The sequence below is a fragment of the Paenibacillus sp. B46(2026) genome (genome assembly GCF_056786355.1).
This window is the reverse complement of the sequence record NZ_CM165907.1, coordinates 384,575-404,843: the sequence shown is the minus strand read 5'-3', so window position 1 is coordinate 404,843 and position 20,269 is coordinate 384,575. Positions and strand designations below refer to the sequence as shown.

Below are 20,269 nucleotides of genomic sequence, written 5' to 3'. Positions count from 1 at the left end.
GTTGTACAATGAACAGTAAAATGTTTACAACGTGAAGGAGTGAATAACGATGCAATTGGAGACCGATAGACTGATTATCAGGGAGATTCGGGAGACGGACTGGGAGAGAATTCATGCCTATACCTCCATGACGGAAGTTACACAACATACAGCATGGGGACCGAATACCGAAGAGGATACACGAGCATACGTGCAGTTTGTGATGGACATGCAGCAGGCGCAACCAAGAGAGGGTTTTGAACTTGCGATATGTTTGAAAAGTGACGGGGCTCTCCTTGGCGGAGTAGGTATTCACGTGATGGAGAAAACCAACGCAGAGATCGGTTACGTCCTCCATCCCGCTTACCAAGGAAAGGGTTATGCCGCCGAGGCAGCCCTCGCTATACTGGGTTTTGGTTTCAACGAACTGGGCATTCACCGGATTTACGCCAAATGTCGCCCGCACAACACGGCTTCGGAGAAAGTCATGAAGAAGATTGGTATGCAGCGTGAAGGTCTGCTGCGGGAGCACTGGTTCTACAAAGGTTCCTTCCATGACTCGGTGATCTATTCGATTCTCGCCAGGGAATATGGCGCGGCCAATGGAGACCAATTGTTACATATGTAATTTTCCGCATACACCAAAAAAGCTGACACCGATTATACGGATGCCAGCTCTTTTTATCATTCTCCGTAACGACCCCAATCGCCAATGGAGGTACAACCTTCGGAACAAGCTATTTTTTTACAACCGGCACAGCTCTACCGGGCAGCTTGGGAATGTCGGACATCCACACATGCAGCGCAGGGCTGCCAGATCTCGAATCATCAGTTTGCCATCCATCATATCCAGCGTACCTTGTTCTTTCCATGCTCCCAGCATCCGCGTTACACTCTCCCGGGTAGCTCCGATCATCTCGGCAAGCTCGGTATGGTTGAGCTTCATGTCCAGCACAATACCATCCGGTGTAACCCTGCCATACGAGTTGCTGGCACGGATCAGTGTCGAAGCGAGGGCACCCGCCTTGCCATAGAGCAGCAAATCACGGAATCTCGACTGGGTAATCCGCTGCGACAGTGCCATCCATTGCAAGAATTTCAAGGCCAGATCGCCATGTTTGCTGAGTATACTTTCCAGATCGCCAAGCGAGATAATGGCCAGTTCCCCTTTTTCCGCCATCTCTGCACTATAGCTATGATTCAGTCCGCCGATGCCGCCGAACTCACCGATGAGATCGCCGCTTTGCTGAATCGATAAAATAATTTCCTTGCCATCCTCCGTCGACTTGGTCATTTTCACTCGTCCCGAACGAATGTAGTACAGATATCCGGCTTCATCGCCTTCGAGAAAGAGACTATACCCCGATTTCACCCGTTTGGGCTGCATCTTCGCTTCAATCAGGTCCCATTGCTCAGGTGTAACGAACGAAAGGATTCCGCCTGTTTCTCGTGTCATTTTGCCCGCCTCCGTTTGTTTCTGCTCTGTTCTTTGGGTTGTTCTTTCCACAAATACTGTACCCATAACCTTCGTCCCCCTCGGTGATTCCTTATGTATACATCATATCGCGAAAGTAGCTTCAGGGTTATCGGGGGATTACCTGATCATTGACGAGAAACTCCCTGAATTTGCTGTGAGAAAAGTCACATTTCACCGATATGCCTCATCCTTCGCATTTCTTCAATCCCTTGGTGTACCTGATTCAGGAGCCCTTCAATGCCCATGTTCAGTAAATTATAGAACGGAAATAGGGGTTTTCCCTGAATTACAATGTACGAGAAAGGGTCTACAATAGAACTAACATCGTAATACCCTTACTTTAAGTGCGTGTTCAAAAAGAACGGTTTTCAGTACCGAGAAGATGGGATGAAGCTAGAAATGGAGTAGCGGAGCGTAGGGAAAACTACGTGAGTAACGGACATTTCGGCTGAGTTCCATATTCGATGCTGATGATGCCACTAGGCATCCTTCGTAATCAAAAGCGGACTTTTTGAACAACCTCTTTAAGATGATCCTGTCCAAAGATTATTAATGATAATGATTACACCGTTACGTACGTTATAATCCGAAAAAGGAAGTGTCCTCTCATGCATGATGAACTGCCATCTGGCATTCAGGAGATGATCGACGGCCTGCGTCTGAACACATCCAGCGACTTCTGTGGACTTGCCTGCCTGAACGGGACGATGCTACGCTGGAAATATACCTCTGGGGCTAGTAATGAACGGGTGAAACGCATGGAAATGCGTCCCGGACAAGATCTGGTAGGTACAGCCCTTCGGACTGGGCGCACAGCTCGATCTGATGCACAATCCACCGGGGAGCATACACCCGGTCGCTGCCCGTTAATGCTTGCTGAGCGGCTGGTAAGTGCCATAGCGGTACCTGTGTTTCAGGAAGGAAGCGTGCCTGGTGCCGTGCTGCTCGTTGGCAGCAGACTGCCTTGTACCTTTTCACCGAATATGATCCGGCAGACCGAACAAGTCGCTCTCCATCTGGAGCCGCACGTATATGGATAAAAAGTTGAACTAGAGAGTGAGAGAAGCTATTCGGAGATTTAAGCTCTGAATGGCTTCTTTTTTTGTTATGATATAGATAGAACTGTGGAAGCGGACAGGGGGAAATGATGTGATTCAACTATTAGTTGTAGACGACCATGTTGTCGTGCGCTCCGGGCTGATCGCCTTACTGGAAGGAAAGAATGATATACATATCGTTGGAGATGCCGCTGACGGTGATGAAGCCATTGCCAAGGCTCAAGAATTGAAACCAGATGTGGTCTTGATGGATTTCAGTATGCCTCCAGGCAAAGACGGCCTGACGGCTACCGCTGAATTGAAGAAATTAATGCCGGATCTCGCGATCCTGATTCTGACGATGCATGATGATGAGGAGTACCTCTTCCGAGCGATTCATGCCGGAGCTTCCGGTTACATCCTCAAGAGTGCGCCGCACGAAGAATTGTTGGCCGCTATACGCTCTGTGGCAGATGGCAGTGCTTATCTGTACCCGAGTGCGACCAAACGGCTGATGAGCGAGTATCTCGACAAAGCCAAACAGGAAAATGCCGGACCCTATGACACACTTTCCGATCGGGAGAAAGAAATACTGTCCTGGATTGCCAAAGGATACGCCAACAAGGAAATTGCCGAACATCTGATCATCAGTGTCAAGACGGTCGAATCCCACAAAAGCAATCTGATGGAGAAGCTTGGCCTGCGTACACGACCGGAACTGGTGAAGTTCGCCATGAAAAAGGGGTTGCTGAACTTTGAGTAGTGCACGCAAGAACAGACTAAGTGGACTCGCAGACCAGCCCGTACGCCTCCTGCTGAACGAAATTGACAATCACATTACCGATAATGAATTTCGCAGCAGGTTGAAGGGTTCCCTGCATCAACTGAGTGATCTGAAATTTGCTCTGGATGAGTCCTCCATTGTTGCCCTCACGGACCGCAAAGGGAAAATCCAATATGTGAATGATAAATTCTGTGAGATCTCGCAGTATGAACGCGAAGAACTGATCGGTAAGGATCATCGAATCATTAATTCCGGATACCATGGCAAAAGCTTTATGAAAAACCTGTGGGACACGATATCCTCAGGTAAGGTATGGAACGGAGAAATTCGCAATCGTGCCAGAGATGGCAGTTATTATTGGGTCAACACCACCATCGTGCCTTTCCTCGATAACGATGGCGAGCCATATCAATATCTGGCTGTACGTAGTGAGGTAACCAAGCTGAAATCTGTCGAAGGCGAGTTGCAGAAGATGATGTCCCAAGTGATGAACATTCAGGAAGAGGAGCGACGCCGGATCTCGCGTGAACTGCATGACGGGATCGGACAGAGTCTCTTCTCTCTGGTTATCCAGATGGACCGGCTGCTGGCAGATCAGCCTCAACCGGGCGTCGAAGCACTGCGGAAACAAGTCACGGGTATCATGGAAGATGTGCGCGGCATGGCATGGGAACTAAGGCCATCCGTTCTCGATGATCTGGGTGTTGTTCCCGCGATTCGAACCTATATTGAGAATTACACCCGTCACTACGGGATCGAAGTCGATCTGGAATGTAATTTGCGCAAACGACTGGAGATGAACCGGGAGATTGCCATATACCGGATTATCCAGGAAGCCTTAACGAATGTCGCGAAGTATGCCGATGTTGCTGAGGCACGTGTTACTGTAGAAGATGCTGAAGACATGACGATGGTTATTATTGAAGACCAGGGTGCTGGCTTCAGCGAAGCAACCGCTGGCAATGGCGTTGGATTATTCAGTATGGAAGAGCGTGCCCGTGGTGCAGGAGGAACATTGAGAGTTTCTTCCGAGCCTGGCGAAGGGACTACCGTTACTCTTTTACTGCCCAAGACAGCCCAAGCATAACCGGACATGCTTCGTATCTTGCTTTGCGCTTCACTCCAGCTTATCTATTTTTTAATGGCTGCTCGCTATTGGACTGTGCGAGTGGTCTTTTTATTTCCGATTGGTCAAAATGACAAAATGAACGCTCAAAATCGGTTAAATTCATTAATCATGATAAATAGATTGACTCCAGTTACGATTCGTCATTAAACTATGAATGCCACATACACATTGTATGTTTAGTAAAATTTCAATTCATTTCATATAGCAAGAGAAAAGGATGGTCAACATGTCAGAGAAACGCTCCTCCAAGGGAGGGGAAATTCCGCAAATGTACAATCTGGACGAGATGGATCGCAAAATCATCGCCGCGCTTCACCAGAACAGCCGAATATCCTATACGGATCTGGGTACACAGATCGGGTTGTCACGTGTAGCAGTCCAAGCTCGCATTAATGCCTTATCGGAAAAAGGAATCATCGAACGCTTCACCGTGGTGATCAACCCTGGCAAGGTTGGGCTACAGGTCTCGGCCTTTTTCAATGTCGACGTTGAACCGCCCTTCCTGGATGAAGTCGCGGAGAAACTGGACGAAGAACCGGCCGTCACCAGCCTCTATCATATGACAGGCCCGAGTACCCTGCACATGCACGGTATTTTTGCGGATATGGAAGAGATGGAGCAGTTCTTGCTCGAGAAGCTTTACAAGATGCCAGGCATCGTCAAAGTCGAATCACAGCTGTTGTTGAAACGCTATAAAAGCCGGATGGGCATGAGACTCTAGGAGGAAATCAGCATGGGTTGGAAAGATTACAACGGTCTCGTGATCGGAATGGTCCGAACCGGGATTCTCGGATATGGCGGTGGACCTTCGGTTATTCCATTGATCCGTTATGAAGCTGTTACGCGTTACAAATGGGTCAGTGATGAGGAGTTCGGCGAGATTTTGGCTATCGCCAACGCCCTGCCCGGTCCCATTGCGACCAAGATGGCCGCATATCTGGGTTATAAAACTAAAGGTGTACTGGGCGCGATTGTGTCCGTACTCGCTCACATTTTACCGACAAGCATTGCTATCATTGCTCTGCTCGGTTCCATGTACGCGCTGCGCGAGTCGAAAGTGGTGGCAGGCATGGTAGCCGCCGTTCGGCCGGTCATTTTTGTCATGCTGGGTATGATGGCTTATGAATTCGCCATGAAAGCCTGGAAGGGACTCGGCAAGGTTTTTGCCGCCCTATTTGGCGTAATTGCCTTTGTACTATTGCAGCTGCTGGATATCCATCCGGGGATTGTGATCGCGGTTTTCCTTGGATACGGTGTCTTCCATCTGGATCTGGTCCAGCGCTTCAAGTCCAAAGGCAAGTCCGATAAGGGGGTGTCCTAAGGATGCTCCAGACCTGGTGGGAATTATTTTGGGGATTTTTCGTAGCAAACATCTTGGGGTATGGGGGCGGCCCGGCTTCCATTCCGCTCATGCAGGAAGAAATTGTGAACCACTACCAATGGATGACCACAGAGCAATTCGGTGATGTACTGGCGATTGGTAACGCTCTTCCCGGCCCGATCGCAACCAAAATCGCTGCATTTGTCGGGTATCACGTGGCAGGCTGGTTTGGGGCATTTATCGCAAGCTTTGCCACAATCGTACCTTCCGCAACCGCATTAATTATATTACTTCGTCTCTTGAACAAACATCGCACGTCACCAAAAGTCAAAGGCATGACCCTACTCGTGCAACCTGTTATCGCTGTACTCATGATTCTGCTCACATGGGAATTTGGTCAGCTATCCACCGATTCCATCGGCATCTGGCAGACGTTGATCATTGCAGGCATCTCGCTCTGGGTCATGACCAAGACCAAGCTGCATCCAGCCATACTTATTGTGATCGCTTTTGCCTATGGTGCACTGGTACTGTCTCATACGATGTAGTGATAGAGATTAGTAAGTTCAATTATTATCAAAAAGAAAAGGAACGTTACAGAATCAATGATTATACACCTGCTGTAGGTGTATGCAGAGGTTCTGGGCGTTTCTTTTTTTACATTAGTTTATATACAAAAAAAAACGGTGATACCCGCTATTAAGCTGGCATCACCGTTTATTATATTTCACATTTTACGTAGCATTGGGAGACCCAATTACTTCGCTTCAACCACTACCGTCACTTTGGTTTTCACACCTGCAAATGTTACTGTAATCGTTGCTTTACCTTTGCCATTTGCCTGAATGATGCCGTCTTTCACCGATGCTGTCGCAATACGGGAAGACTTCCAGAGAGCCGGTTTGGATACATTAGCTTCACTGCCATCGGCATACGTTGCAGTAGCCGCTACAGTTACCTTTTCTCCAGGTTTCATGGTCAACGTTACTTTATCCGTCTGCAAATATTTCAGTGTATCCACATCTACTGCAATCGTGACAGACTTGCTGCCGTATTTTGCTGTAATTTTGGCTTTACCGGAACCTATAGCTTTGACTTTACCTTTGGTTACCTGAGCTACTTTGTAGCTGTTGGTTTTCCATTCAGCTTTGTCCGTAACATCACGCTCACTACCGTCGCTCAAGATAGCAGTTACCGTCAGATCAGCTGTATCGCCTGATTTCAGGGAAAGAGCCGGTTCGGAAGCTTCAATACGTGAGATGACATCCACTTCAACCTGAATGGTCACTTTTTTGGAGCCGTATTCTGCCGTGATATTGGCTTTACCACTGCTGTTACCCGTGATCACACCTTTTTTCACATCAGCTACACGTGAGTTGCTTGATTTCCAAGTTGCTTCGGATGTTACATCCAGCGTGTTGCCGTCTTCATCCGTACCTGTCAGAAGAATGGTTTGTGTTTCTTTGGCGGACAGAACAACAAAGTTCACATCTGCTTCCAGTCCACTTGCCATACCTACTTCAACAGGCAGAGTTAGCGTTTTGCCTTCAATCTTCGCTGTAATAGTTGCTTTACCTGTAGCAACACCTGTGATAACACCTTTGCTATCTACCTCAGCGATTTTGTCGCTGCTGCTGCTCCAGGTTGCATCTTCGGATACATCCTTGGACGTTTCACCGTACAACGCCAGTACTTTGGCATTGGTCGTTCCGCCAACGGCTACCGATGCTTTTTTCTTATCCATCTCATACTTGTCCGCTACATCTACATTTACTGTAAATTTAACGGTTTTACCACCATAAGCTACGGTAATCGTAGCTGTACCAGATTTGTATGCGATCAGATCGCCGTTGGATACATATACAACATCTGCATTGCTTGAAGTCCATGTTGCTTTGGAAGTTACATCTTCCTTACTTCCATCAATATACTCTGCATTGGCTACCAATGTCTTGGACTTGTTATCACCCGTAACACTCATGGCGAGCTTGTCATCCACATCTTTGATATCCAAATATCTTGCCGTATCTACATCCACAGCAATTTCTACTGTTTTGCCACTATAGGTTGCCTTGATCGTTGTTGAACCTGCGCTAATGGCTGTGATCTGTCCTTTGAATACCGTTGCAACCTTCTCGTTGCTGGACGTCCATGTCGCCTGATCAGTTACATTCACATCGCTGCTGTTCGGATAAGAAGCCGTTACAACGACATTGGCCGTTTTGGTTGTTTCGCTCAAACGGAAGAAAATACTTTGTTTCTCCACACTCAGTTTGCTGGTCAGATCCACGTCCACGTCAACGGATACTGATTTCGTACCGTATTTGGCTGTGATCTTGGCAGAACCTGCCGAGTACCCTGTAATTTCGCCTTTAAGAACGTCTGCGACTTTCTCATTGCTGGATGTCCACTCCGCCAGATCGGTTACATCTTTGGTTGTGCCATCTGGATAAGTAGCCGTTACTTTCACACTTTCACTTTTGTCCAACAGCAGGTTAACCTGCTTTTTATCCACATCTACACGTTTAACCACTTCAACGTTAACATCCACGGTCACACTTTGGCTGCCAACTTTGGCTGTGATCACGGCTGTACCGGCGCTTTGTCCAGTTACTTTACCATTCACAACGGTAGCAACCTTCTCATCACTGGTAGACCATTCTGCAGTCTCGGACGCCTTTTCACTTGTGGTGTTGTCACTATATGTTGCTGTCAAAACGATATCTTTCGTATCTCCTGTGCGCAAATCCAGACTTTGCACGTTTTTCGAAAGAGCTTTGACCTTCTTCGTCACTTTCACTTGAACGGTCTGAGTCTGACCCTGATACGCTGCGGTAATCGTTGCTGTACCTTCTTCTTTGGCTGTAATTGCACCATTATATACAGTTGCTATCGAAGTATGACTGCTACTCCAGGATGAACTGATCGTTACGTTTGTCGACGTATTATCAGAATATACACCTGTTACCGTAACAGAACTGGAATCACCAACTTCGAGCGACATCTCATTCTTGGAAACCACAATTTTGGACAGTTCTTTATCTGCCGCAGCGGCCAAGCCTACGTTGGATATACTCAGCATCAACACCAGCATCATCACCATGTACTTGGTCAATCTTGGCTTTAACATCATTTCCCCCCGATAATCATCATTTTTTTCCTTATATTTAATGTCGGCAAGTCCTTTCCAGATGTTTAGACTTTCAGGAAATTTTCAGGGAATTCTGTGGAAATTAATTCATTCGCTCCGACAGCTTTGTCATTCTGAGACGTACGCCTTCAAAATGAGACTTGATCCTTTTAATAGAGCATAACAACTACCAATCTGTAACCCAACAGGAACCGCACGAGTGAGATCTTCATATGTTAGCTTCTTCTTTCGTCTTCCTTCGCTTATGTACATCATCCGCCTGTCCGCTTTTCTGGACTTGTCTATTCCAGTGTGGCTGTCTCCAATAGAAGGGATATCGTTCCTAATATTGGAGACAGCCACACCCGGGCAAGTGATGATGGATTTTCTACTGATGCTACTACTAACTACTGCAATATAAAATGATTTATTAGTTTAATCTAATGCAACAATTCGAAGGCTAATAACAGGCCCCGACTGATTCGTTCTAAACTTCAGTTCATCCTGTGCATAGTTCTTATTTCCTCTTTTAAAATAACCCCTCACGTCCACGCAGCTTCGCCAACGCTTCCATATAGAAATAATCGCCGTATATAATCGGCACATTCAGCCCTCGCCCTTCCGGGTAATGCACCGTTCCCTGCATGATCAGACCTTCTTCCGCTGCCGAGTCACCGGAGCTATAGTTCTCATGCAAGCCGCGGACGATACGCTCTCCCGCGGCGGCATAGGTTTCCCCGCGTGGCGACAGCTTCGCCAGCTCGAGCAACCCGCTCGCGGCAATCGCCGCAGCGGACGAGTCCCACGCCACCTGATGCTCCACAGGTGCGCGGAAATCCCACACCGGCACGATCTCTTCGCCAAGCATGGCGAGGAAGAAATCGGCCGCACGCTCCGCTGTCTCCAGATATCGGGCTTCGCCCGTATACCGGAAAGACAGCGCAAACCCGTGCAACGCCCAGGCGGTGCCCCGCGCCCAGGCGGAACCTGGAGCATGGCCCTGTCCGCCATGCTCTCGCAGCTTCTGCCCCGTGTGTGGATCGAACTCCACCACGTGGCAGATGGACCCGTCAGCGCGGATGAATTCGCGCGCCACGGTGTCCGCATGTGCTTCCGCCAGCCAGCGGAAGCGAGGATCGCCGCTCTGCTCGGATGCCCAGTAGAGCAGCGGCAGATTCATCATGCTGTCAATGATGGCTACGCCGCGCGTATCCATTGCTGACGAGCTGAAGTTCCAGGCGCGGATGAACTCACCGCGCACGTTGAAGCGGGCAGCGAGCAGATTGGCGGCAAGCATGCCACGCCGCCGTCCATCCATGCTGCCCGTCTGGCGGTAGTTGGCTACGCCACTAAGCAGCCAGATGAACCCCAGATCGTGATCCACCGATTCGGGATCACGCAGACAACCTTCCAGTTGCCGCTCACAGCTTTCGGCAATGCGATGTAGCGGAGCCGCTGCTTCACTTTCCGGAGATTCCCCATAAACCAGCCATAACAATCCAGGCCAGAAACCTGCCGTCCACCATTCCGGATCATTCCGGTCATACGTCCCTTGCGGGGCAATGTGTGGAAATGTATCCTTAATCCGCTTGGCATTCCGAATCGTTTTGGCAGCTCCCTGTTGCCACGCTTCCTCTAACCATTTTACCGATGTTGATGTGTTCATGAACATATCCCTCCTCGATTCAGTACCGGACATCTTTGCTTGTTGCTCCAGTTAAAGCTCACCATATCTGCTGTTATGTTGTTCGTCATCCTTACTTTAACCCTCGACCTGAACATCTTCATGTAACCTCGCCCAAGCGGATTGTAAATGTCAGACTACGTGCTCCGTTCACTTCAATCCGCGCTTCCTTCAGCAACCCATTACGGGAGGCCACGGTCTGCTCCTCCATATGAATAATGGCCCCCTGATCCAGCGCTGTAGATTCTACATATGCTCCCCGATACGCCGTTCGCACGCTATGATCCGTATGGGTAATCACCGCCTGTTCACGACCATCATGGAACATCAATGGAATGAGTGCACCTGCCGCCGCAATCTCACCTTCGAATTCATACGTTATGGTCAGCAAATCCGCCTGTTGCACATAATGAGTACGCAATGTATCAATTCCGGGTAATGGACCGACCCATGTCACGGCAAAAGAATTAACCTGACGTTCTCCGCCATCTTCTGCCGCTCTTTCCGCCAGATGCTGCTCCACTTGATTCCACATATCATGTTCCACCTTCTCATACACAATGGAACCTCCTCCCTGTGCAGGGTCCAATCCAACGTCACGATCATATGCACCACCGGATGGAATACCCTCTGCAAGACTGTGCCATCCCCCATCTGGTGTCTTCCAGGCAGGACAGTAACTGAGCGGACGAACTGCCCCTTCGGCAAATTCCGTGAATCCAGCCTGCATATGGCTGGCAGCAGATGGACCAATCAGCCCAGGTAATCCCGTCTGCTGAATCCGTACCAAACCAGGGATCGTATACGGATCATTCATCGCCGTGTGTAATACCAGTTGCTGACCAGGTACGGAAGCAATCACGGTTTCGAACCAGCCATCGGTCTGCAAAACCCTGCTGCCCACTTCGGAAGGAAGGTACACTTCGCCTACATCTTCGCCAAGATCACTGAGACAAGCGTGAGCCAGTGCTGCTGCCGTCCACAGGTTGTAACACGTATGGTTGGTATAGATTTCGTAGCCGTGACGATCTTCTGGTGCGTATTCATTGCGTACAATTTTCAGACGCCCATCTTCCATTTTCCAGCGCTCCACAGCAGCAAAACACCGATTAGCCGCACGTGCAAAAGCACCCGCCATCACCGGATCTCCCGCCTGCAAAGCTAGTGTTGCATGTGTGGAGCACACATAAGCCGCAGCCGCTTCATTCCACTGGTGCTGGGAACTGCGACCACGCGGTGGAATCTCACCTAGCGGTGATAACGTCAGCAGCGAGCTGAACGCACCATGGCGCAGCTGCTCACGTAACGTATCGGCAGTGGTTCCCTCGTAACCAGCTTCAAGCATCACCCCAAGGTGATAACGGGTGGCAATATCGTAGGAAAATGGACAATTGGGTCGGTCCAGCGGTCCATCCTGATACAACCCAAGGGCCGTAAATCGGGGTACATGATAGGCTTCCAGATAACGATCCATCCACGCTGTATCCTCATTTGCCAGCTGTTCATGCCACCGCAGATATTCGCCAGAGATCATAATGGCGTTCCAGTTGATCATGCGATTGGGATTGTTCATCTTGCTCATCGTAAATACATAATCTTGTTCAGGATCGATCGTCTTGAGCGCCTCAGCCCAAATCTTCGCTTGTTCAGGCAGGTGTGACTTTAACAACATGTAAGCTCTCATCATGAGCACTGGAAAAAAATCAGGGTGATTGTCAGGTACGCTACCTTTGACCACGGCATCAATGCTCTGTGACAGGGCTGCCGATGCGGAATCAAGCAGATCTGTACGCCCCGCATCAACCAGAACTGCCGCAGCCATTGCATAGGCTGGTGTAGAATAATATCTCTCCACACCCGAGAACGGGTCGATAATTGCACCATGGCTGTCCTGATATGGTGTGTAAGCGCGAACAACACTTTCAACAAGTGCCAACTTGCGCTCCCTATTCCAGCCGTCTGCTGGAGGGGGGCCCGCTTGTTCTGCCAATGTACGGTAATGTTCGAGTTCATCTTTCCATGGATATGTTGACGCAGATGTATATTTACTCACGCATACTCACCTCGGTTTCTCCCATTTTTCGGTTCAATGATGAAGTGTACCTCACATACCGTTTCAATCAGATCAGAACTTTCTATCCGAACATCCGTCTCATCAATCACACCTGTCCATGATAGTGACGTCCGATAGAATGTGACTGGGACATTGTCATGATCAACTGTGTCCATTGCCTCCGTAAAGACCTGCCACTGGTTCGCATCATACGTCATATGGACCGTTCCATGGACACCTTGCCAGCGAAGATTACCGCTCTTCACCACCTCAGGCTGTACTCTGCTCATCCATCGCTCCACAACGCTCGAACACCCTGCATCTGAATCGCCCACAGAAGAGAATCGTTCAGCCGAAGGCACAATCCTGCTCTTCCATTGAAAACGGTCAATGAGACGCAACTCTGCTCCATTCCTGCTACCCCCAGAAGCCATCTTCCAATGGAATTGGCGCGTATAACGAGCCAGTGAAGCAGCTCCAGGGTATGCGGATGTCAGATCCAATGTTGTATCCAGCTCACCGCTATCCTTTGCCAGATTTGCCTCCAACACTTGGGCTTGCGCTTGCCGACCCGAGCTTTGCTCCTGACCTTCAATGAGCGGAACGCTATGCCCGGATGATGAGATGTGGAACAGTTGCTCCCTGCCTGGTGCAAAATAGGCTTGGCTATACAACCCTGCTCCTGGATCACATAGGATGTTCTCACCACCGCAATGGATAATGAACTGCCCCAGATCATTATGGTTATGAGGTTCGTCGTTATGCCCGCCTTTAACGGAAATAGCCACATGAAGGGGGGCGCTGTTCGTACGTTTTGTATCCGGAGAATCGAGCGAGCCTTTTGCAATCATCCAGCCCAGATTTTGAAAAATAAATCCCCGTTCAGCCTGTCCAAAGGCTCCTTCATCACCGTACACTGCCGGATCGCTCCACATCACGTTCCGCAACAGATGAGCCCAGCGATGACAGGGATCATCGGTAAACAGTGGAATATGAAGCGGCAGATCCACCTGCAACCCGACCCGGGATGCCAGTAAGGAGAGTAATCCGGAAGGAATCTCTTCCTGCTCAGCACTGTCCGAATAGTTCACGAATGTTCCGCCCGACAGATGAACTCGCAGCGGGAAGACTGCGATTGCTGTTATTTTGGAGCCCGTCAGCAGATTTATTTCGCCCCCACTATATTCACGAAGCATCTCGGCATAATAGGTGAAATAACTAAAGCCATATACCCAATATCCAATGCCTTCGGCACAGCCGCCATCCTCGCCATATCCGCTCAAGAATGCGTTCATACAGCTGACTGTATGGCAGATCGATTCCCGTAGTGTGGGCTCATCCTCGAGCAGCAACAATGCAGCCATGCCACAGCAGCCACTACAGACCGCCGACCAGTTGTGATCCGCTGACTGCCAGTGGAACTTCCGTTGATCCCGGTAAAGCGGGGTGAAGATTCGCCGCTCTGCTTCAGACCTGATCCGCTCTATGACAAGGCGATCCAGCCGCTCGGCGTGAATCGTCACAACTTCGGCCAGCATATGTACCGTCTCTGCGGCAAACAGATCGATGTTTCCATCCACCTGGTTGACCTCTCCTGTACCCAGATGCGCAGGCAAGCACCACGTATATTCGCCACATATGTCCCACAACATTTCTTCCAACGCTTGCAGTGCATCCGGCCTGGCCGTGTCCAATGCGAGCATCGCCACAGCAGCCAGTCTGCCCCTTCGATCAAAATAAGCCTCCTCATAGGCTTTCCGCTCACCTGTATCGCTGAACTGTCGATATAGACGGAACGACAAGGAAGGCATAGGATCAATCAAGGCGCGTTCACCATATGCCTTCAAGTCCGTATATAACGTAGCCAATTCAGGCCGCGACAACTTCTCTCGGAGTCTGTCGGCACTTAGGGAGCTCACTGCTTTGCTCTCAGTTCCACGTTTGTTTATGTTTTCATTTTCGACTTCGTGAATGGAATCTTCCACTGGATTCACCACTCTTCGTTAATGGATTGTCATACCAATATTATCATGTAATCGATTTCATTTTACCGGATATGATAGCACTTTTGAAGAATTATCCATTAGAACCCTTTCCACAACGTTATGTCCTTCTCCTTCCTAACAAAAAAAACGAAGAACCTTCGTCAGGTTCTCCGTTGCATTCGGCCTGTAACCACAGGCTTTTTATGTCTATCTCATATCCTTATCTAATCCCGAATACTTGTTTCTGCCTCTCATATCGGAACTGTCCGTTGTTGTTATTACACAATCGCAAGTGGGGAATTTTGTACAACAGATAACCAATGGCGTGCAATCAGCTCATGACCTGCTGCGGTTGGATGCACACCATCCCACAACCAGTATGCTGCGTCCGCCTGCTTCAGAGCATCATTGAACGTTTGCTGCAATGGTACCCACACAGCCCCGAATTCTTCAGCGAGACCTTGCGCCAGCTTCTGATACTGACCAATATGCTCTTCCCAAGCCTCCCATTTCTCCACAGTCGCTCCGGTTCTCAGAATAAACGGCTCCATCAAAATCAGCCCCGTATCCGGCATCACTTCCCGTGTTTCTTCAAGCAAATGGCGATACGCTCGTCCAAAACGATCCGTAACCCCGCTAGGTTCTCCATTCATCGTACGCCAGGCATCATTAACCCCAATCAGGATACTGATCAGGTCCGGTCTCAGACTAATTGTATCCTCATTCCAGCGTGCGTACAGATCGGATGCCCGATCCCCGCTGATGCCTCTGTTATAGAACGTCTTATGCTTGCCTGCCAGTTCCATACCCAGTTTGCTGGAGATCAGATACGCATATCCGTGTCCGAGAAAATGATTGGGATCATCATTGCGTGATCTTCCCCCGTCTGTAATCGAATCTCCCTGAAACAATATAACGGATGGACTTGTACTCATGATTGAAATCGTTCCTTCCTCTTGTGCAAAATGGAAACACTGAACACCTCAGTCTCCATTTTATCCCTTTCGGTTGCAATAGAAAATAGCGTTTTCATAACTATATAAGTTGAACTACATATATTTACACTGACACTACGATGACAGAACAACCTTCCAATCGCTGTTATCCCCAGATTTTTTTGATTCCCTTTTCAGAAGGGAAAATCCGAGGATAAAGGCGAACGCTTCGCTTTTTCAGGTTCTTTCTGTCCTCTCCGTTATCGTGTAATTGATTAATTCATCTTATATAGTTACCAATCTATGAATCCTTCGGTTCTTTCTCCACATGGCCTCCGCCCTGATAGGCTGTCTCGTCCTGTTTATCGGGTACGCCCCTAAGCTTTGCCTCTTCCCACAACTCGGCTGCATCATCCTGAGGACGGTATCCAATCTTCTGTGCCAGATAGCCAATATCATAATAATTGTCTGTATTCGCTGAAGTCCCGTACAGATTCAGATACTTCATATCCGAATCCGCCTCAATACAGCACTCGGCCAGCTGGACCATGTCCCTTGGCGAGATCCAGATATGAGCCGAGCGTTCCGAGTGCGGATAGGCATCACCCGAGAAATTACCAATTCGAATGTTAAATGAGGACATATCATATTTATCCACGTAATACCGCCCCAGCAGTTCAATATAACATTTGCTAAGTCCATAGAAGCTGTCCGGTCGGTACGGATCATCCACTTCAATATCCTCACCGGTAGGATAGAAGCCTGTTGCATGGTTGGAGCTTGCAAAAATCACCCGCTGAACACCGTTCAACCGTGCAGCTTCATATACATGGTAGGCTCCAGTTACATTGATCGGCAGAACTTTGCCCAGAAAGTCTTCCTCATCCTTGGCCCATGCAATGTGCAGAACGGTGTGAACTCCCTGCATCAGTTCTTTCAAGCGTTCCCCGTCTGTCACATCCATGGCTACAATGCCAGCTTTCTCGTCTTCATGCAGATCGGCCGCAACGATGTCGTACGTGCCCTTAGATCTCAACCCCTCCAACAGACTGCGACCAATGACTCCAGCGGCTCCCGTAATTAACAGCTTGCGCTTCAGTTCACTCATGAATCCAGCTCCCTTCGCTCAGATAGGCTAGTTATAAAACAGTATTAACCGATCAGGCGAAGGAATTACCGGATATTAGCCTAGCAATTATCCGATCCAATATCGCAGTATCATCATAGCCACAATACCGACCAATACGGTTCCAAGCAGACTTCGTGTCCAGATCGCTACTGCAATCGTAGGCAGCGATGCCCACAGAGCTGCATTGCGCGTAATCGGCACTAACTGGTTGTCCGACATGAACAGTTCCTGACCAATTAGCGCTGCCATGACCGCTACGGGTACATACTCAAGCCAGCGTAACAACCACATTGGAATCTGTATCTTGCTGAACAGCATCAGTGGCAGTACACGCGGGATAAATGTTAACAGCGCCGAGCCCATAATAATCCAGAATACATCCCATCTTACTTCCATCGTTCCATGAACACTCCCATCGTTGCCGCAATGACCGCAGCCACAATAACACTCATGCTGCCAAGTGAAGCCATACTGGCGAAGATTACACAGACCACGGCGATAATCGCCACATTAATGTGTAATTTTTTGTTTTTACGATGCACCAACTGGAGTACAACCAGTCCAATAAACATCGCTGGCAGAGCATAATCCAGACCCAGTCGTTCCGGATTGGTGATCCAGCGTCCAAAGTACGCTCCCGCCATATTAGCCACGAACCAGTTCAGGTATGCGGTAATATTCAGACCGTGCATCCAGCGTTCACTGAGCCTTTCTCTGCCAATCGCACGTGTCATTGCCACGCCGAAAGACTCATCGGTAAGCAATGAACCAATCCACATATTTTTAAGCGGGGTCAGATGCCGAAAATACGGTGATACAGCTGCACTGAGCAGCAAATGACGAAGATTCACAAAAAATATGGTGAACATGATGGCTACTGCTGACCCATTCGATGCGAGCATGCCTGCTGCAATGAACTGAGCCGAACCTGCATATAAAATCAGGCTGAGCAGAGCCGTTTCCGCCAGACTCAGACCTGCGGTCATTTCAATGACACCCGCTGCAAAACCAATACTCAAATAGCCAAGCAGGGTTGGGATACAATCTTTGACCCCCTGCATGAATGTAGCTTGATCCTGGACCTCTTTCATGTTCTCCTGTCCAGATATCTGTAGTGTACTTTGGTCCAACTGCCGTACAACCCCTCTCCAATTTCTGTCCCCATAAACCGATATATATGGATGTAGATCCATCCAGGTCCATTATTCATGAAAACAACTTCTTTGTGTATTCAACATGACCAGTTACATGCCTTATGGATTTCACATTTTGCAAAATTCACTTCACATTAATTCAGAAATATACCACAAGATGTGCACTAAGGGAGAGACAGAATATTTTTTATAGAACAGATGTAATCCTAAATACCTACAAAATTAAAAAATATTTTCGCAAAACTCATAAATTATGTTGAATAAACGCGAAATTTGTCATACGATAGCACCAGAAACTTCTGGAAAGGATGGAATGGAATATCTTTTACCAGATGGACTTGTCCACTAGACATGGGGATGGGTTACACAGAGGGGGAATGTGTATGAAGAAGATTTTTAAACAAAGGGCCAAAAGAACGCTACAAATGAGAGAGAAACTGATTTTGTCATTTGCGATCGTGCTACTCATTCCAACAATCAGTCTGGGCATTATCTCGTTCCAAACAGCCGATGCCAAGGTCGAAGAGAAAATGTATGAGAACGCGATCAGCAGTGTTACTGTACTCAACCAGACCATTGACCAGATCATTGGTGCAACACGCAAAAACGTTGATTTCCTGGCAAGTCAGTTGGATGCAGGCAATGTCGGACCCAACCAGGGTGACGAGACGGATACCATCCGTACTTTGCTCGACGCGTATAAGGAAACCCATGATGACGTAGAACTTGCTTCCATCGGTACCGATCAGGGCGTGTATATTAACTCCCCTGTAACGGCGGTGAATAAGGAAGGATACGACCCGCGCGAACGCCCGTGGTATCAGGCTGCTACACAGAACAAAGATGTCCCTACCGTAATCACCCCCTACATATCAAGCAATACCGGCAATGTTGTTGCTTCGGTAGCTCAGACCTCAGCGGATGGCCATGGTGTCGTCTCTGTCAGCCTGTCGCTTGAAGCCCTTTCCCAGACCGTTAATTCCACGAAGATCGGCGAGAAGGGTTATGTCTATATCATTGATAATGCCAACAAAATCATTGTACATCCTACCGAAAAACCGGGAACCGAAGGAACCATGGAACCTTATAAAGATATTTTTGCACAGAAGAACGGAAGTCTGACTTATACACTAAATGGAAACCAGGAACACGCCTTTTTCGCCACCAATGAAACGACGGGCTGGACCGTGGTTGGTGTCATTGACAGCGGTGAAGTGACAGCGTCTGTCCGTCCGATTCTCTATACCACACTTGTCGTTGTAGCGATTGCAATTGCTGTAAGCTCGATCATTATCTTCTGGATCGTGCAGTCAATTACCAAACCGCTGAACCGCCTGGTGAAGGCATCTGACGAAATTAGTGATGGTAATCTGACCATTGAGGTTGCTGTGTTGGGACAGGATGAGTTCGGGAAACTCAGCACTAGCTTCAATAAGATGAGCGAATCTTTACGAAACGTCATTCAGGACGTTCGTCACACGGCTGACGAGTTAACTGCCTCTTCAACACAATTGGCAGTCAATTCGTCTGAGACAACCAAAGCAACTGAGCAAGTCGCCTTGATCACGGAAGAATCCGCAGCTGGACTTGAGAAACAAGCAAGCAGCCTGAAGCATACGGCACAGCAGATGAATGAGCTTGCTGGAGGTGTAGGACAGGTATCGAACAGCACACAACAAGTATCCGAGGCCGCCATGCAAGCAAGTGAGCTCGCGGATAAAGGGAATGCTACCATGCAGACAGCCGTATCCGAGATGGATTCCGTCAGTCGCTTTGTGCAAGGTATGGCAGATACTGCGGGACGACTTGAACAGCACTCCACATCCATTGGCGAGATGGTATCTGTCATTACAGACATCGCTGCACAGACCAATCTGCTTGCTCTCAATGCTTCCATTGAAGCAGCACGTGCAGGTGAGCATGGACGCGGCTTCTCCGTTGTTGCCAGCGAAGTCCGCAAGCTCGCGGAACAATCCAGCCAGTCCGGCCAGAAGATTGTAGAGATGGTCGGAGCGATTCAACAGGAGATTTCAATGGCCAATCACAGTGTACAGATCGGGCAACAGGATGTGAGCAACGGCATTCGTGCCGTTCAGTTTGCAGATGAAGCTTTTGCCCAGATTAGTGATGCTGTCGGGGTCGTTAATCATCAGCTTGAGAACATTGCAGCCGCCTCACAACAGATGTCTGCAAGTACAGCCGAAGTGGTGCAATCCATTGATCAGATCCACGCGATATCGGAAACCAATGCCGATGGAACAGAGAACATCTCCGCAGCTACGGAGGAGCAGGTGGCTTCCATGCAGGAGATATCTTCCTCTGCTGACTCACTCGCCCATCTGGCTCACAAGCTGCAGAAGCTGGTGGAACAATTCAAGCTGTAACCGTTGAACTAAAGATTATTTACACTAACACTACGATGACAGAACAACCTTCCAATCGCTGTTATCGTGGAAAAGATTAGTTCAACTT

17 protein-coding genes are annotated in these 20,269 nt (G+C 48.7%); 8 read left to right on the top strand and 9 right to left on the bottom strand.

Annotation, left to right across the window (positions count from 1 at the left end; genetic code table 11):
• Window positions 1-49: 49 nt before the first annotated feature.
• A complete protein-coding gene (locus tag AC1S8V_RS01950) occupies window positions 50-607 on the top strand; it encodes a GNAT family N-acetyltransferase (RefSeq protein WP_482072204.1) in 558 nt (185 codons plus the stop codon).
• Between the two features lie 117 nt (window positions 608-724).
• Here AC1S8V_RS01950 and AC1S8V_RS01945 read toward each other — a convergent pair whose 3' ends face one another.
• On the bottom strand, window positions 725-1,501 hold the full coding sequence (locus AC1S8V_RS01945; RefSeq protein ID WP_482072203.1) for a Crp/Fnr family transcriptional regulator: 777 nt from the start codon (window positions 1,499-1,501) through the stop codon (window positions 725-727).
• A gap of 563 nt (window positions 1,502-2,064) precedes the next feature.
• Between AC1S8V_RS01945 and AC1S8V_RS01940 the strand changes: the two genes are divergently transcribed.
• From AC1S8V_RS01940 to chrA, 6 genes are all read left to right on the top strand, one after another.
• Complete coding sequence (locus AC1S8V_RS01940) at window positions 2,065-2,496, top strand: GAF domain-containing protein (RefSeq protein ID WP_482072202.1); 432 nt, start codon at window positions 2,065-2,067, stop codon at window positions 2,494-2,496.
• A gap of 109 nt (window positions 2,497-2,605) precedes the next feature.
• A complete protein-coding gene (locus AC1S8V_RS01935; protein ID WP_458125002.1) occupies window positions 2,606-3,256 on the top strand; it encodes a response regulator in 651 nt (216 codons plus the stop codon).
• Complete coding sequence (locus tag AC1S8V_RS01930; RefSeq protein WP_482072201.1) at window positions 3,249-4,364, top strand: PAS domain-containing sensor histidine kinase; 1,116 nt, start codon at window positions 3,249-3,251, stop codon at window positions 4,362-4,364. The genes AC1S8V_RS01935 and AC1S8V_RS01930 overlap by 8 nt, the downstream gene beginning before the upstream one ends.
• A gap of 268 nt (window positions 4,365-4,632) precedes the next feature.
• Window positions 4,633-5,127: a chromate efflux transcriptional regulator ChrS gene (gene chrS / locus AC1S8V_RS01925; protein ID WP_105406131.1), complete on the top strand. Its 495-nt coding sequence runs from the start codon at window positions 4,633-4,635 to the stop codon at window positions 5,125-5,127.
• Between the two features lie 12 nt (window positions 5,128-5,139).
• Entirely contained in the window at window positions 5,140-5,727 is a 588-nt protein-coding gene (gene chrB, locus AC1S8V_RS01920; RefSeq protein WP_100527801.1) for a chromate efflux transporter ChrB, read from the top strand.
• A 2-nt stretch (window positions 5,728-5,729) separates the two neighbouring features.
• Complete coding sequence (chrA, locus tag AC1S8V_RS01915) at window positions 5,730-6,275, top strand: chromate efflux transporter ChrA (protein WP_017691072.1); 546 nt, start codon at window positions 5,730-5,732, stop codon at window positions 6,273-6,275.
• A 209-nt stretch (window positions 6,276-6,484) separates the two neighbouring features.
• On the opposite strand, the gene AC1S8V_RS01910 is transcribed toward chrA, so the two are convergent.
• The 8 genes from AC1S8V_RS01910 to AC1S8V_RS01875 all read right to left on the bottom strand — a co-directional run bounded on the left by AC1S8V_RS01910 (window position 6,485) and on the right by AC1S8V_RS01875 (window position 17,734).
• Window positions 6,485-8,830 carry an Ig-like domain-containing protein gene (locus AC1S8V_RS01910; RefSeq protein WP_482072200.1) on the bottom strand — a complete coding sequence of 782 codons (2,346 nt, stop codon included), beginning with the start codon at window positions 8,828-8,830 and terminating at the stop codon, window positions 6,485-6,487.
• A 556-nt stretch (window positions 8,831-9,386) separates the two neighbouring features.
• Entirely contained in the window at window positions 9,387-10,523 is a 1,137-nt protein-coding gene (locus AC1S8V_RS01905) for a glycoside hydrolase family 88 protein (protein ID WP_482072199.1), read from the bottom strand.
• 118 nt (window positions 10,524-10,641) lie between these two features.
• Entirely contained in the window at window positions 10,642-12,594 is a 1,953-nt protein-coding gene (locus AC1S8V_RS01900; protein ID WP_482072198.1) for a glycosyl hydrolase, read from the bottom strand.
• A complete protein-coding gene (locus AC1S8V_RS01895; protein WP_482072197.1) occupies window positions 12,591-14,588 on the bottom strand; it encodes a heparinase II/III domain-containing protein in 1,998 nt (665 codons plus the stop codon). Before AC1S8V_RS01895 ends, AC1S8V_RS01900 begins: the two co-directional genes overlap by 4 nt.
• Before the next feature lie 269 nt (window positions 14,589-14,857).
• On the bottom strand, window positions 14,858-15,514 hold the full coding sequence (locus AC1S8V_RS01890) for an SGNH/GDSL hydrolase family protein (RefSeq protein WP_482072196.1): 657 nt from the start codon (window positions 15,512-15,514) through the stop codon (window positions 14,858-14,860).
• Window positions 15,515-15,815: 301 nt separating this feature from the next.
• The gene (locus AC1S8V_RS01885; protein WP_482074363.1) at window positions 15,816-16,613 is read right to left on the bottom strand and encodes an NAD-dependent epimerase/dehydratase family protein; all 798 of its coding nucleotides are present in this window, start codon (window positions 16,611-16,613) and stop codon (window positions 15,816-15,818) included.
• A gap of 96 nt (window positions 16,614-16,709) precedes the next feature.
• Window positions 16,710-17,039, bottom strand: coding sequence for an AzlD domain-containing protein (locus AC1S8V_RS01880; protein WP_482072195.1), 330 nt, complete (start codon window positions 17,037-17,039; stop codon window positions 16,710-16,712).
• Entirely contained in the window at window positions 17,030-17,734 is a 705-nt protein-coding gene (locus AC1S8V_RS01875; RefSeq protein WP_482074362.1) for an AzlC family ABC transporter permease, read from the bottom strand. Before AC1S8V_RS01875 ends, AC1S8V_RS01880 begins: the two co-directional genes overlap by 10 nt.
• Before the next feature lie 446 nt (window positions 17,735-18,180).
• Here AC1S8V_RS01875 and AC1S8V_RS01870 point away from each other — a divergent pair, with 446 nt between their 5' ends.
• A complete protein-coding gene (locus AC1S8V_RS01870) occupies window positions 18,181-20,181 on the top strand; it encodes a methyl-accepting chemotaxis protein (RefSeq protein ID WP_482072194.1) in 2,001 nt (666 codons plus the stop codon).
• The last annotated feature ends 88 nt before the right edge of the window (window positions 20,182-20,269 follow it).